The organism is Haemophilus sp. C1, assembly GCF_001276515.1.
In the GTDB taxonomy this organism is placed as follows: domain Bacteria; phylum Pseudomonadota; class Gammaproteobacteria; order Enterobacterales; family Pasteurellaceae; genus Haemophilus.
Genome location: NZ_LDVZ01000013.1, coordinates 1 through 15101, shown reverse-complemented (window position 1 = coordinate 15101; position 15101 = coordinate 1). Strand labels below are relative to the sequence as shown.

Sequence of the window (15101 nt, the reverse complement as noted above, 5' to 3'; positions counted from 1 at the left end):
AATTTATCGATAAATAAAAATTGCGTAAGGATAACCCGAAATGGTGTTTTATGCTATTATTTCGTGAATATTTTCAGTAAAAAGGAGCAAATATGTCTGAAATTACAACACTTCAACCTTCATTGTTATGGAAATGGTTCGATCAAATCTGTGCAATCCCTCACCCTTCTCATCATGAAGATGTGTTAGCTAACTTTATTGTAAATTGGGCGAAAGAAAAGAATTTTTTTGTTGAACGCGATGAAGTGGGGAATGTTCTCATTCGTAAACCCGCAACGAAAGGAATGGAAAATCACACGCCTGTTGTTCTACAAGCGCACTTAGATATGGTGCCACAGGCTAATGAAGGTAACCCGCATGATTTTACCAAAGATCCTATTCAACCTTATATTGATGGAGAATGGGTAAAAGCACGAGGCACAACGTTAGGATCTGACAATGGTATCGGTTTAGCCTCTACTTTAGCGGTGTTAGAAAGCGATGATTTAGCGCATCCACCTCTTGAAGTGCTTTTAACAATGACAGAAGAAACCGGCATGGATGGCGCAAAAGGCTTACGTCATAACTGGTTACAATCTGAAATTTTAATCAATACAGATACCGAAGAAATTGGCGAAATTTACATTGGTTGTGCGGGCGGAATTAACGCAAACTTTGAAATTCCCGTTCAATATGAAACTAATACGTTTGAGCACAGCGCACAAATCACCCTTAAAGGTTTACGTGGCGGCCACTCTGGCGGCGATATTCACACAGGGCGTGCAAATGCAATTAAAGTCTTAGCACGAGTATTAGCAAAACTCTCTCAAAATGAACCGCACTTTGCTCTCTCTGAAATTCGTGGTGGTTCAATTCGTAATGCAATTCCTCGAGAAGCAGCGGCTGTGTTAGCCTTTAATGGCGATGTAAAAACCATAGAAAATGCGGTAGAAAATCTTGCGGTTGTGCTTAAAGAAGAATTAGCAATTGCAGAACCTAATTTCACACTTTTTGTAGAATTTGCAGAAAAATCCCCTACCGTATTCACAGCACAAAGCACTCAAACGGTTATTAACGCACTCAACGTATTGCCAAACGGCGTAATCCGCAATAGTGATGTAGTTAAAAATGTTGTAGAAAGTTCATTAAGCGTTGGCGTATTGAAAACAGAAGGCAATGTTGTAAAAAGCACTATTTTAGTTCGTTCATTAATTGAAAGCGGTAAATATTACGTGACTGAAATGCTTAGCTCACTTGCAATCTTAGCAAATGCAAAAGTTGAGTTTTCTGCGCCTTATCCTGGCTGGCAACCTGTAAATGACTCAACCATCTTAGACGTTACTCGCAAACATTATGCTGAAGTGCTAGGCGAGCAACCTGTAGTGAAAGTCATTCACGCAGGATTAGAATGTGGTCTTTTAAAAGAACATTATCCACACATAGAAATGATTTCAGTTGGGCCAACAATTCGAAATGCTCACTCACCAGATGAGAAAGTGGAAATTGCAACGGTACAAACTTATTGGGATTTATTGACAAGAGTACTCGCGGACATTCCAGCAAAATAATTAGGTATTAATCCTAAAGAGCGGTCAAAATTAAAAACGGTTTTGACCGCTTTTATTTTTATAAAAAATAGAAATGATAAAAATGAAATATATAGAATTGGCGGAGGGGAATGGGAGTCGAACCCACCCAAGAACGCTGGCGTCCTCAACAGGATTTGAAATCCTGCCACCTCACCGGAGATGACGCCCCTCCGTAGTTGAAATTGCGGTTACTTTAGCGTAAATTAATCAGCAATTCAACGTTATTTTAAACGGATTCAAAAATGACCGCACTTTTTCAACAACTTCCTTCCGTTGACAAAATTCTCAAAACACCTCAAGGCCTACAACTCATTACCGAATTTGGTCACACTGCAGTCGTGGCAATATGTCGAGAATTATTAACGCAAGCTCGTCAATTTATTCAAAAAAACAATCAACTTCCTGAATATTTTTCTAATTCTGACCGCACTTTTATAGAAATTCATTCTCGCCTACAAAAACAAAACCAAGTACAAATCAAAGCGGTACATAATCTGACTGGCACGGTGTTACACACAAATCTTGGGCGGGCACTTTGGTCTGAAGCAGCACAACAGGCAGCGCTTTCTGCGATGCAGAAAAATGTTTCGCTTGAATATGATTTAGATGAAGGTAAGCGTAGTCATCGCGATAATTACATCAGTGAATTATTATGCAAACTCATAGGTGCTGAAGCAGCCTGTATAGTGAATAACAACGCCGCTGCGGTATTGTTAATGTTAGCGACCTTTGCTCAAGGTAAAGAAGTAATTATTTCTCGTGGCGAATTAATTGAAATTGGCGGCTCATTTCGTATTCCAGATATTATGGAACAAGCTGGATGTCATTTAGTGGAAGTGGGCACCACTAATCGTACTCACCTGAAAGATTATCGCAATGCTATCACTGAAAATACGGCTTTTTTAATGAAAGTGCATAGCAGCAATTATCAAATTTGTGGTTTTACTTCTTCAGTTTCAGAAGAAGAACTCTCAGAGCTGGGGCGAGAAATGAATGTGCCCGTAGTAACGGATTTAGGCAGTGGTGCGTTAGTTGATTTAAGCCAATATGGCTTGCCAAAAGAACCGACCGTGCAAGAAAAAGTCGCCCAAGGCGTAGATTTGGTCTCTTTCTCTGGCGATAAATTACTTGGCGGTGTGCAAGCAGGTATTATCGTGGGTAAAAAAGAATGGATCGAACAATTACAAGCCCATCCTCTCAAGCGTGTATTACGTTGCGATAAAGTCATTTTAGCCGGCTTAGAAGCCACATTACGTTTATATTTAAATCCTGAAAAATTAACTGAAAAATTACCGACTTTGCGATTACTCACGCAGCCATTAGAGCAACTCAAAATAAATGCTATGCGTCTAAAAGAGCGGTTAGAATCTCGCTTAAGTTCACAATTTGAGATTCAAATTGAAGCTAGTCAAGCACAAATCGGTAGTGGATCACAACCAATGGAAAGAATCCCTTCCATTGCTGTTACTATTGAAGAAAAAACAAACGTAAAACTTTCCGCACTTTCATCTCGTTTTAAACAACTTTCCCAACCTATTATTGGGCGAATGGAAAACGGAAAAATTTGGCTAGACTTACGTAGCCTCGCGGATATTGAAACATTATTAAATACATTGGACGAACTATGATTATTGTCACTTCAGGTCACGTTGATCACGGCAAAACAGCATTATTAAAAGCATTAACTGGCACAAGTACCGCGCATTTACCAGAAGAAAAAAAACGCGGTATGACCATTGATTTGGGGTATGCCTATCTGCCTTTAGAAAATAAAGTTCTTGGCTTTATTGATGTGCCGGGGCACGAGAAATTCTTGTCAAACATGCTGGCGGGCTTAGGTGGTGTGCATTATGCAATGTTAATTGTGGCTGCGGATGAAGGCGTTGCAGCGCAAACAAAAGAACATTTAGCGATATTACGCCAACTTCAATTCCACGAAATTATTGTTGTCATCACAAAAGCAGATCGTACAAATTCAGAGCAAATAGAATCGTTAATCCAAACAATTAAACAAGATTATAGTTTTTTACGCGATGCTAACTACTTCGTTACCTCAGCAGAAACGGGACAAGGCATTAGTGAATTACGTCATTACTTAGCTAATCTACCTGAATTGGCTGATACCCAGAAACCTTTCCGCTACGCAATAGACCGAGTATTCAGTGTAAAAGGGGCGGGCACCGTCGTGACAGGCACAGCCTTTTCAGGAACAGTGAAAGTAAACGATGAACTTTACCTTTCCACTGGACAGAAAGTTCGTGTAAAAGCGATTCACGCACAAAATACATCAAGCGAACAAGGTATTGCAGGGCAGCGTTTAGCGTTAAATTTAAATGCTGATTTAGACCGCATACCAATGAAACGAGGCGATTGGTTATTGCAGGATGAACCCCTCTCACCAACAGATCGCATCAGTGTACAAATTTTGGCTGAAGTACCATTAAATGAAAGCCAACCTGTGCATATTTATCACGGAGCGAGTCGCACTACGGGTAAGCTCACCTTATTACAAGGAAAAAATGTCGCAAAAAATGACCGCACTTTAGCTGAAATCATATTAGATTCGCCATTATTCTTGGCTTTTGGAGACAAACTTATTTTACGCAGTGGCGATACAAAAACCTTAATTGCTGGCGCACGAGTATTGGAAATTAACTCGCCAAAACGTCATAAACGTACTGAAGTGCGGTTAAATTTCTTAGCGAATTTAGCATTGGCAGAAAATGCTTCGCAACGTATTGCACTTACCCTTCAACATAATGCGACAACAGCACGCCAATTAATGTGGACGGAGCAACTGACTTCCTTGCAATTAGATAAAGCACTCGCCGAGCGGGACGCCGTACGTTATCAAGATTGGTGTTTTAATACTAATTACGTACAAGAAAAAACACAGCAAATTTTAACCGCACTTAATACTTATCACGAGCAACATAATGATCAACTTGGTGTAAGCAAAGCCAGATTATATCGAATGACTGCCTTACACCAGCCTGAAAACTTGATCAATCATTTTATTGATGAAATGTTAGAAGAGGGAAGATTACAGCAAACTCGAGGTTGGCTTCACTTACCCGAACATAAAATCCAATTTAGCCAAGAAGAACAAAAATATTGGTCAAGTGTACTCGATGAATTTGAAAAAGCCCAAGGTCAAGCCATTTGGGTACGTGATATGGCGAATGCCTTGGCGATGGATGAAAGTACCATGCGTAATTTTATGTATAAAGCTGGGAAATTGGGTTACCTCACACCAATCGTGAAAGATAGATTTTTCTTAACTGAAACCATCTATGCTTATGCAAGGCTCATCAAACAAATCGCAGAAGAAAAAGGAAAAGTTTCAGTAAATGAAGTACGTGATAAATTGAATTTCGGGCGCAAACTTACCGTTCAACTGATGGAATATTTCGACCGAATGGGATTTTTACGTCGCAAAGGCAATGACCATATTCTACGCGATAAGAATGTTTTTGATTTATGATTTAAAAAGGAAAAAAGTATGAAAAAAACGCTCGTTGCTGCATTAATTAGTTCTGTCATTTTACTCACAGGCTGCCAAGATAAAGATACTGAAGCAAAAATAAAACAACTAAATCAAACAGTAGCACAACTCAGTGCTGAAAATACCAAATTAAAAGATCAAATAGAAAAAACAATCCCAGCAATTTTTGTGGAAAATGATGAAATATTTAATCAATCTGAAATTATTAAACATCCTAAATCGAAAGAAGATTATCAGCCTGAAGAAACCAAAATTGAGTATTCAATTTCAACAATAAAAACCAATATTGATTGGCTTAATGATTTGTTATGGAAAAAATTGACTGAAAACGAAGAAACGAAAAATATTTCTCGAGAACAATTTGTAGCACGTTATCAAACAGCTTTTGAGGAAGACAAAAAAGAAGTAAAAGAAACACCATCTTTTGGTATTTCTCATTCTATGTGGACAGATTTTATTGCACAAAAAGAAAAACTTGCAACCTTTGCTATTAGTTATTATGACTATGAAGGTGGTGCTCATGGGATAGAAGGCAATCGCTATTTCACGATTGATCTAACTACACGCCATATTTTGACATTAAATGATTTATTTAATGAAAAAGATTTACCGAAAGTAAAAAAACTTTTATGGGAGCAATATAATAATAGCAACAAGGAATATGAACCTCTTATTGGAGCCGATAGTTTTAATTTATCGAACAATATTTACTTAGATTCTAGAGGTGTACATTTTATTTATGATGTCTATGAAATCGCCCCTTACGCAGCAGGAGAGCAGGATTTGTTTCTCTATTTTGGGCAACTAGAAGAATTATTTAGACCTGAATTTAAGCGAAATAACTATGTAAAATTTCTTTAAGGAAACAAACAAAAGTGCGGTGAAAATTCACCGCACTTTTTTATTACCGTCTTGTTTTCAAGAGTTTTTCAGTCAATTCATAAGCTCGAAGTTTTGCTAACTCTTTAGAAAGTTTCGCAACCAGTAAATCATGATCTACATCTGATGCATGAGATACAATGTTCTCTTCAGCTTTACGTTTTGCTTCGCGAATACGATCAGCATCTAATTCACTACCACGGATAGCAACATCTGCTAGTACCGTAACAATATTTGGTTGAACCTCTAAAAAACCACCGGAAACATAGATAACTTCTTCATTTCCATCTTGAAGGGTAAATTTAACAATCCCTGGCTTAATTGCCGTTAGCAATGGAGTGTGTCCAGGGAGAATACCTAATTCCCCCTCAACACCTGTTGCTTGGATTTGTTTTACTTCACCTTCAAAGATTTTTCGCTCTGCGCTTACTATTGTTAAATTAAATGTCGCCATTTTTGTTCTCCTTCAAATGACTTGAAGTGATTACATATTTTTGGCTTTTTCTAGCGCTTCGTCGATTGAACCTACCATATAGAACGCTTGTTCTGGGATATGGTCGTAATCACCGCTTAAAATACCTTTAAAGCCGCGAATGGTTTCTTTTAATGGAACATATTTACCCGGAGTACCGTTAAATACTTCAGCAACGAAGAATGGTTGTGATAAGAAACGTTCAATTTTACGTGCACGTGCTACCACTAATTTATCTTCTTCAGATAATTCGTCCATACCAAGAATTGCGATAATATCTTTCAATTCTTTATAACGTTGTAAAATACCTTGTACACCACGAGCAACATCATAATGTTCTTGACCAACAACAAGTGGGTCTAGCTGACGTGAAGTTGAATCTAATGGATCAACCGCAGGGTAGATACCTAAAGATGCAATTTGACGACTTAATACAACGGTTGAGTCTAAGTGTGCAAAGGTTGTTGCTGGAGATGGGTCAGTTAAGTCATCCGCAGGTACGTATACCGCTTGTACAGAGGTAATAGAACCTGTTTTGGTTGAAGTGATACGTTCTTGTAACACACCCATTTCTTCAGCAAGAGTTGGTTGGTAACCTACCGCTGATGGCATACGACCTAATAACGCAGATACTTCTGTACCAGCAAGGGTATAACGATAGATATTATCCACGAAGAATAATACATCACGACCTTCATCACGGAATTTTTCAGCCATAGTTAAGCCAGTTAACGCGACACGTAAACGGTTACCTGGTGGCTCATTCATCTGACCATAAACCAAAGATACTTTATCTAATACGTTAGAATCTTTCATTTCATGATAGAAGTCGTTACCTTCACGAGTACGTTCACCTACACCCGCAAATACAGAGTAACCAGAGTGCTCGATCGCGATGTTACGGATTAATTCCATCATGTTTACGGTTTTACCGACACCCGCACCACCGAATAAACCAACTTTACCACCTTTAGCAAATGGACAAATTAAGTCGATAACTTTGATACCAGTTTCTAATAATTCCGTACTGTTTGATTGTTCTTCATAGCTTGGTGCAGAACGGTGGATAGCCCAACGCTCTTCTTCACCGATTGGACCTTGTTCGTCAATTGGTTCACCCAATACATTCATAATACGACCAAGGGTTTTTGTGCCTACCGGTACTTGAATCGGATCATTCGTGTTTTCTACTTTTAAACCACGTTTTAAACCATCAGAAGCACCTAATGCGATACAACGTACCACACCGCCACCTAATTGTTGTTGCACCTCAAGTGTTAAACCTGATTCAACTTTTAATGCATCGTAAACTTTTGGCACTGCATCTTGTGGAAATTCAACGTCAATCACCGCACCGATGATTTGTACAATTTTTCCTGCTGACATTACCGTTCCTCTTTTCTTAAATCGCTGCCGCACCGGCTACGATTTCATTCAATTCATTTGTGATACTTGCTTGACGAGCTTTGTTATACACCAACCGCAGATCATTAATTAAATTACCTGCATTATCAGTTGCTGCTTTCATTGCTACCATTCGAGCCGCTTGTTCTGAAGCTAAATTATCTACAACCGCTTGATAAATTTGGGATTCTAAATAACGAACTAAAAGACTATCTAATAGTACTTTTGGTTCTGGCTCATAAAGATAATCCCAAGTCTGTTGTCTTTCATTTAAATGATCGTCTTTAGATTCTGGTAAAGGAACTAATTGTTGTACAACAGGTTTTTGCGACATCGTATTAACAAATTTATTATATGCAATATAAACTGCATCAATTTCACCATTACGATAAGCATCAAACATTGTGTTTGCGACACCAATTAATTCTTCTAAAGCGGGCATATCGCCTAAACCAGAAAGTTGACCTTTGATATTAAATCCAAAGGAACGGAAAAAACTAATCCCTTTTGAACCTATTAAGCCCAAATCTGTAGAGATATTTTGTTCTTTCCAATTTTTGATTTGGTTAAGTGTGGTTTTGAATAAATTAACATTTAAACCACCACACATACCACGATCTGTTGAAATAACCAAGATACCGATTTTCTTCACTTCACGCTCAACTAAGAACGGATGTTTATAACCGATACTTGCTTTAGACACATGACTAATAACGTTACGGATAGTTTCAGAATACGGACGAGATGCAGCCATACGATCCTGCGTTTTACGCATTTTCGAGGTCGCCACCATTTCCATTGCCTTAGTAATTTTTTGTGTACTTTGTACACTGGCAATTTTGGTTTTTATCTCTTTTGCACCTGCCATCTTATCTCTCCGTTACTACCAAGCACTATTCGCTTTAAAACTATCTAAAATACCTTTTAATGTATCTTTGATTTCGTCATTATAGTTACCGGTTTTAGTAAGCTCTTGCATAAACTCAGCGTGATTACGGTTAGAATAATCTAAAAGTGCGGTCTCAAAACTTGCAATTTTTGATAATTCCACGTCATCCAAATAACCAAATTCAACAGCAAACAATACAACCGCTTGTTCTGCAACAGATAATGGAGCAAATTGTTTTTGTTTTAATAATTCAGTTACTTTTTCACCGTGAGAAAGTTGCTTACGAGTCGCATCATCTAGATCTGATGCAAACTGTGCAAAAGCTGCTAATTCACGATATTGAGCTAGCGCGGTACGAATACCACCCGCTAATTTCTTAATAACTTTAGTTTGCGCTGAACCACCAACACGAGATACCGAAATACCTGGGTTTACCGCAGGACGAATACCTGAGTTAAACAAGTTAGATTCTAAGAAGATCTGACCGTCGGTAATAGAAATTACGTTGGTTGGAACGAATGCTGAAACGTCACCCGCTTGGGTTTCAATAATCGGAAGTGCGGTTAAAGAACCAGTTTTTCCTTTTACTTCACCTTTAGTGAATTTTTCTACGTAATCTTCGTTTACACGAGAAGCACGTTCTAGTAAACGAGAATGTAAATAGAACACATCACCTGGATAGGCTTCACGACCTGGTGGACGACGTAATAATAATGAAATTTGACGATAAGCTACGGCTTGTTTTGATAAATCATCATAAACAATTAACGCATCTTCACCGCGATCACGGAAATATTCACCCATCGCACAACCAGCATAAGGTGCTAAATATTGTAACGCTGCTGATTCAGATGCAGATGCGGCTACCACGATAGTATTTGCAAGCGCACCATGTTCTTCTAATTTACGCACGACGTTTGCGATAGTAGAGGCTTTTTGACCAATCGCAACATAGATACATTTAATACCTGAATTACGTTGGTTAATAATAGCGTCAATTGCTAACGCAGTTTTACCAGTTTGACGGTCACCGATGATTAATTCACGTTGACCACGACCGATTGGCACCATTGAGTCAACGGCTTTGTAACCGGTTTGAACAGGTTGATCAACAGAACGACGATCGATAACGCCTGGCGCAATCACTTCTACTGGTGAGAAGCCATCATTTTCAATTTCGCCTTTACCATCGATTGGTTGACCAAGCGTATTAACTACACGACCTAATAAACCACGACCAACGGGTACTTCAAGAATACGACCTGTACATTGAACTTCCATACCTTCCGCTAAATCTGCGTAAGGTCCCATAACTACAGCACCAACAGAATCACGTTCAAGGTTAAGTGCCATCGCATAACGATTACCTGGTAAGGCGATCATTTCACCTTGCATTACATCGCTTAAACCGTGGATGCGAATAATACCATCGCTTACAGAAACAATTGTCCCTGTATTACGCGCTTCACTGACCACGTCGAATTGAGCGATGCGTTTTTTAATCAATTCACTAATTTCAGTTGAATTTAGTTGCATCTTGTATTCCTCTTATAATTGCAACTCATTTGCGAGACGAGTAAGTTGCCCACGGCTACTTCCGTCAATCACAAAGTCTTCAGTACGAATAATCACACCAGCAATAAGTGCGTTATCCACGTTGCAATTTAATTTCACTTTGCGAGCTAATCTTTTTTCCATTACAGCTGCAATTTTTTCGATTTGTGTTGCATTCAATGGTTGCGCAGACGTTACTTCAACTTCTGCAATAGCTTGGTGCTCCTCTACGTGATGTTTAAATTCTTCAAACACCGCAGGAATAGCACTCAAACGCTTATTTTCAGCCATTAACCGAATAAGATTTTGCCCATATTGATCCAATTGTTCGCCACAAATAGAAATTACTGTATCAGCTAATTTCTGTGCAGAAAGAGAACTACTTAAGTAAGCTTTTACCGTTTCATCTTCAGCTACGGCTGCAGCAAAACCTAACATTTCAGTCCATTTTTCGACCGCACTTTGTTCAATGGCAAAGTCGAATGCAGCTTTTGCATAAGGGCGAGCTATTGTAGTTAATTCTGACATAAGCTAAGCCTCTTATAACTCTGCAACTAATTTATCAATAATGTCATTGTTTGCCGCTTCATCAATAGAACGACCCACAATTTTCTCAGCACCAGCCACTGCCAATGAAGCCACTTTAAGACGTAATTCTTCTTGAACACGTTTACGTTCTGCTTCTACTTCTGCATAACCTTGAGCAATAATTTTTGCTTTTAGTTCTTCGGCTTCTGCCTTCACTTCGTCTAATACTTCATTGCGACGTTTATTCGCAGCATCTAAAATCTCTTGAGCTTGTAATTTTGCAGCTGAAAGTTCTTGTTCAACAAGATTTTTCGTATCTGCTTGCTCTTTTTTAGCTGCTTCAGCTGACGCTAAAGCGTTCGCAATTTGGCTTTGACGTGTTTCAATCGCATTAATAATTGGTGGCCAAACAAACTTCATGCAAAACCACACAAAAAGTGCGAATGCGATAAGTTGACCAATCAATGTTGCATTTAAATTCACAACGTCCTCCTTACTATGCTTGTTTTACGTTGATAAGCAAATAAGGTGATTAGTGTAATAAACCGATGAATGGGTTCGCGAAAATGAAAAGTAATGAAATACCAACAGCAATCATTGCAATCGCATCTAAAAGACCAGCCACGATAAACATTTTAGTTTGTAAGCTAGATGCTAATTCTGGTTGGCGAGCTGATGATTCTAAGAATTTACCACCTAGAATAGCAAAGCCAATTGCAGTACCTAATGCAGCAAATGCAAGAAGAATTGATGCACCGATGATTGTAGCTGTAATTACAGTTTCCATAATTTTCTCCAATAGAAGTTAAGTTTTAGCCCTAGAGCCGGTTAATAAAAAATGATTAATGATCTGCTTTGTTATAAGCAATACTTAAATAAACAACCGTCAACATCATAAAGATGAAAGCCTGTAAGGTAATAACCAAAATATGGAAAATAGCCCAAGCAAGATGTAACGGAATCCCTAATGCTGCAATGGCCATATTAGCGGAATACATCACAGCGATAAGAATAAAGATCAATTCCCCTGCATACATGTTACCAAACAAACGGAATGCGAGTGAAATTGGTTTAGCCAATAAAGTCACGGTTTCAAGAATAAAGTTAACAGGAATAAACGCCCAATGGTTGAATGGATGAAGCGTATATTCTTTAACTAAACCTTTGAATCCTTTAGATTTTACTGTGTAGAAAAGAATTAAAAAGAAAACGCAAATGGACATACCCAAAGTTGCGCTAATATCTGCTGTCGGGACTGCACGAAGATAATGAATACCGAACAAACCTGAGAATTGAGGTAAGAAATCAACAGGAATTAAGTCGATAGCATTCATGATGAATACCCAACAGAAAATGGTTAATGCAAGTGGCGCAACCACATTACGTGGACCATGAAAATTTTCTTTCACGATTCCATTAACCCATTCCACAACAATTTCAACTAAGCATTGCATTTTTCCTGGAACGCCAGTTGTTGCTTTTTTCCCTACTCGAGAAAAAACAAATAGGAAAATAACCGCAGCAAGAATAGAAAAGAACAACGTATCTATATGAACATTCCAAAATCCATCCCCTGTTTTAAGAAAGGATAAATGGTGGCTAATGTATTCCGATGTTGTTTGTCCAGACATAATAAACCCTTAGTACAAGTATAAAAATCAAATTCGGCGAAGCAAAAATGGAACTAAATTATTCAACATTAATGCAATAAAAAAACCACTAAAAAAAATAATAAAATTTGTAACCGAAAAGTATTTAAATGAAATACTAATAAAAACAATGGTTAGAACAAACTTTATTGCTTCTCCTTTATAAAGTGCGGTTAATTTTGTGGCTAAATGTTGTTTTCTATAAAAAACCACATACACAAAAACACCAAAAGGAATTAATGCCGAAAGAAATCCGAATAAAAAATCAAGCGCACTTTTCATTTGCCATAAAGCAAAAAAACAAGCCAATAGCAGCATAATGACTATTTCAATAAAAATAGCTTTTTGATACTGAACTTTCGCTTGTTGTACAATTCTCGACATTTTTAAAACCTTAAAACGCCCTAATTATACATTTGATCAAATTAGATTCAACTTAAAAAGCACTGAAAAACGTTAACTAAATCACACTTTTAGAAAATTTTTTACAAAATTGTAACTATTTAACGCAAAACGATTAAATGTCGTTCACCTATAAGTTCTGGAACATGTAATTCAATCACTTCTTGAATAGTATATTTTTCATTCAATTCATTAATTTCATCTTCCTGATAAATACCTTTTAATGAATAAAAATGACCGTTTTCTTTGGGTAAATGATGGCACCACTCAGTCATATCTTTTAACGAAGCAAAAGCGCGACTTAATACGCCATCAAATTTATCTTCAGGTTGATATTCTTCTACTCGACTCAAAACAGGCGTTACATTAGTGAGCCCAAGCTCACGTACTGCATTTCTAATAAAACTAATACGTTTGCCTAAACTATCAAGGAGAACAAATTGTTTAGAAGGATTAATAATTGCTAAAGGTAGACCAGGCAAGCCAGGGCCTGTACCGACATCGATGAAACGATCGCCTTGTAAATAAGGGCTTACAACAAGACTATCTAAAATATGTTTGACTAACATTTCTTGTGGATCACGAACTGACGTCAAATTATAAGCTTTATTCCATTTATTGAGTAAATTGACAAGATCAATCAACTGCTGAATTTGTTTATCACTTATTTTTATATTTGCTTGCGCAAGTAAACTGACTAATTTGGCTTTCATATTTATTATCTCTTTAAAAAATTGCGCTATTTTACTTAAAAGTGCGGTAGATTTCCTTAATGTTTTTTTGTTGCAGCCAAAATTCCTGTCAAATTTGTTTCCAACCAATCCACTAACTCAAACATCTTATTGGAAGCTTCAGCCCCAAATTCTGTTAATGTGTAATCCACTTGCGGTGGCACGGTATTATAGGATTTACGAATTAACATCCCATCGGCTTCTAATTCCTGCAGGGTTTTAGTCAACATACGTTCGCTAACACCATCAATAGCACGGCGAAGTTCACTAAAACGCTTGGTGCCCGAATGTAAACTTACTAATACCAATGCACCCCAACGACTGGTTAAATGTTGCAAAATTTGGCGAGATGGACAAGCTGAAGCCAATACATTACCCCGATCAAAAATTTTTTCCATTTTTAATTCCTTATAAATCAATTAATTAAAAAATATTTTTAAATTTTCCAAAACTTACATTTTTATAAGTACTTCCTAAAAGGAAGTTTTAAAATATAATACGCCACATCAAGCGAACAATCAAATGTTCAAATATCATTTCAACTTAACAAGAAGGAAAATATCATGACTACTAAAACTATCGCAATTACTGGTGCAACAGGTCAATTTGGCGCAATCGCATTAGACTTATTAAAAGCAAAGCAAGCAAACGTCATCGCGCTTGTACGCTCTCCAGGAAAAATTTCAGGAGCAGCAGCCCGCAAATTTGATTATTCAAAAACAAAAGGGCAAGTAGAGGCATTACAAGGCGTGGATACGTTAATTTTGGTGTCAAGCAATGAAATCGGTCAGCGTTTTGTACAGCACAACAACGTGATTGAAGCGGCAAAAAAAGCAGGTGTGAAACATATTATCTACACCAGCTTACTCGGCGCCACCAACGACAATACTGTGAAATCCCTTGCCGGTGAACACGTTGCAACCGAAGCCGCATTAAAAGCCTCCGGCATCACTTATACGATTTTACGCAATGGCTGGTACACAGAGAACTACACAGCTTCAATTCCGGCAGCATTAGCGAACAATGCTTTCTACGGTTCGGCAAAAAACGGCAAAATTTCCTCCGTACTTCGCGCAGAACTTGCAGAAGCGGCCGTAAATGTGGCTTTAGGTGAAGGCCATGAAAACCAAACTTACGAGCTTGCCGGATCAACCAGCTGGGCATTATCTGATCTTGCCGCAGAAATCAGCAAACAAACAGGTAAAGATATCCCTTACGTGGATATTCTTGCAGCAGATTATGCCGCAGCACTTGTGCAAGCAGGATTAGATGAAGGCTTTGCAGGCTTAATCGCACAATGGGATGTAGATGCGTCAAACGGTGCATTATTCTCAGAAGACAAAATCCTTGAGAAATTGCTTGGCCGTCCAACTGCAGGATTGGATGTAGCAGTGAAACAGGTGCTTGCTCACTAAGACATTTTCCCATTTATATAGATTAATTCATAAACTGTCATTAATTAAAAAGTGCGGTTATTTTGATCTGACCCCAAAAAGTTAGACTGTTATTTAAAGGATTGT

General features: G+C 38.0%; 16 protein-coding genes and 1 tRNA gene. 5 read left to right on the top strand and 12 right to left on the bottom strand.

What is annotated here, in order from left to right; genetic code table 11:
• Window positions 1–92 precede the first annotated feature (92 nt).
• Window positions 93–1547, top strand: coding sequence for an aminoacyl-histidine dipeptidase (locus ABW51_RS06130; protein WP_053466006.1), 1455 nt, complete (start codon window positions 93–95; stop codon window positions 1545–1547).
• Window positions 1548–1645: 98 nt separating this feature from the next.
• On the opposite strand, the gene ABW51_RS06125 is transcribed toward ABW51_RS06130, so the two are convergent.
• A tRNA-Sec gene (locus ABW51_RS06125) sits at window positions 1646–1740 on the bottom strand.
• Window positions 1741–1810: 70 nt separating this feature from the next.
• Between ABW51_RS06125 and selA the strand changes: the two genes are divergently transcribed.
• The 3 genes from selA to ABW51_RS06110 are packed head-to-tail and all read left to right on the top strand — an operon-like array spanning window position 1811 to window position 5934.
• The gene (gene selA, locus ABW51_RS06120; protein ID WP_053466005.1) at window positions 1811–3196 is read left to right on the top strand and encodes an L-seryl-tRNA(Sec) selenium transferase; all 1386 of its coding nucleotides are present in this window, start codon (window positions 1811–1813) and stop codon (window positions 3194–3196) included.
• A complete protein-coding gene (selB, locus tag ABW51_RS06115) occupies window positions 3193–5052 on the top strand; it encodes a selenocysteine-specific translation elongation factor (protein ID WP_053466004.1) in 1860 nt (619 codons plus the stop codon). The genes selA and selB overlap by 4 nt, the downstream gene beginning before the upstream one ends.
• A gap of 18 nt (window positions 5053–5070) precedes the next feature.
• A complete protein-coding gene (locus tag ABW51_RS06110) occupies window positions 5071–5934 on the top strand; it encodes a DUF3298 domain-containing protein (protein ID WP_053466003.1) in 864 nt (287 codons plus the stop codon).
• A 43-nt stretch (window positions 5935–5977) separates the two neighbouring features.
• Here ABW51_RS06110 and ABW51_RS06105 read toward each other — a convergent pair whose 3' ends face one another.
• From ABW51_RS06105 to ABW51_RS06055, 11 genes are all read right to left on the bottom strand, one after another.
• The gene (locus tag ABW51_RS06105) at window positions 5978–6406 is read right to left on the bottom strand and encodes a F0F1 ATP synthase subunit epsilon (RefSeq protein ID WP_005629232.1); all 429 of its coding nucleotides are present in this window, start codon (window positions 6404–6406) and stop codon (window positions 5978–5980) included.
• A gap of 30 nt (window positions 6407–6436) precedes the next feature.
• A complete protein-coding gene (atpD, locus tag ABW51_RS06100) occupies window positions 6437–7810 on the bottom strand; it encodes a F0F1 ATP synthase subunit beta (RefSeq protein WP_005632228.1) in 1374 nt (457 codons plus the stop codon).
• A 16-nt stretch (window positions 7811–7826) separates the two neighbouring features.
• On the bottom strand, window positions 7827–8696 hold the full coding sequence (gene atpG, locus ABW51_RS06095) for a F0F1 ATP synthase subunit gamma (RefSeq protein WP_053466002.1): 870 nt from the start codon (window positions 8694–8696) through the stop codon (window positions 7827–7829).
• A gap of 15 nt (window positions 8697–8711) precedes the next feature.
• Window positions 8712–10253, bottom strand: a complete 1542-nt coding sequence (atpA, locus tag ABW51_RS06090) for a F0F1 ATP synthase subunit alpha (RefSeq protein ID WP_005629241.1) — start codon at window positions 10251–10253, stop codon at window positions 8712–8714.
• Window positions 10254–10265: 12 nt separating this feature from the next.
• On the bottom strand, window positions 10266–10799 hold the full coding sequence (atpH, locus tag ABW51_RS06085; protein WP_053466001.1) for a F0F1 ATP synthase subunit delta: 534 nt from the start codon (window positions 10797–10799) through the stop codon (window positions 10266–10268).
• A 12-nt stretch (window positions 10800–10811) separates the two neighbouring features.
• Entirely contained in the window at window positions 10812–11282 is a 471-nt protein-coding gene (gene atpF, locus ABW51_RS06080; protein WP_053466000.1) for a F0F1 ATP synthase subunit B, read from the bottom strand.
• A gap of 49 nt (window positions 11283–11331) precedes the next feature.
• A complete protein-coding gene (gene atpE / locus ABW51_RS06075) occupies window positions 11332–11586 on the bottom strand; it encodes a F0F1 ATP synthase subunit C (protein ID WP_005629249.1) in 255 nt (84 codons plus the stop codon).
• 55 nt (window positions 11587–11641) lie between these two features.
• Window positions 11642–12430, bottom strand: a complete 789-nt coding sequence (atpB, locus tag ABW51_RS06070) for a F0F1 ATP synthase subunit A (RefSeq protein WP_053465999.1) — start codon at window positions 12428–12430, stop codon at window positions 11642–11644.
• Between the two features lie 27 nt (window positions 12431–12457).
• Window positions 12458–12832, bottom strand: a complete 375-nt coding sequence (locus ABW51_RS06065) for an ATP synthase subunit I (protein ID WP_053465998.1) — start codon at window positions 12830–12832, stop codon at window positions 12458–12460.
• A 119-nt stretch (window positions 12833–12951) separates the two neighbouring features.
• On the bottom strand, window positions 12952–13563 hold the full coding sequence (gene rsmG / locus ABW51_RS06060; RefSeq protein WP_053465997.1) for a 16S rRNA (guanine(527)-N(7))-methyltransferase RsmG: 612 nt from the start codon (window positions 13561–13563) through the stop codon (window positions 12952–12954).
• Between the two features lie 56 nt (window positions 13564–13619).
• On the bottom strand, window positions 13620–13979 hold the full coding sequence (locus ABW51_RS06055; protein WP_053465996.1) for a winged helix-turn-helix transcriptional regulator: 360 nt from the start codon (window positions 13977–13979) through the stop codon (window positions 13620–13622).
• A 165-nt stretch (window positions 13980–14144) separates the two neighbouring features.
• On the opposite strand from ABW51_RS06055, the gene ABW51_RS06050 reads away from it, so the two are divergent.
• Window positions 14145–14996, top strand: a complete 852-nt coding sequence (locus ABW51_RS06050; RefSeq protein ID WP_053465995.1) for an SDR family oxidoreductase — start codon at window positions 14145–14147, stop codon at window positions 14994–14996.
• The last annotated feature ends 105 nt before the right edge of the window (window positions 14997–15101 follow it).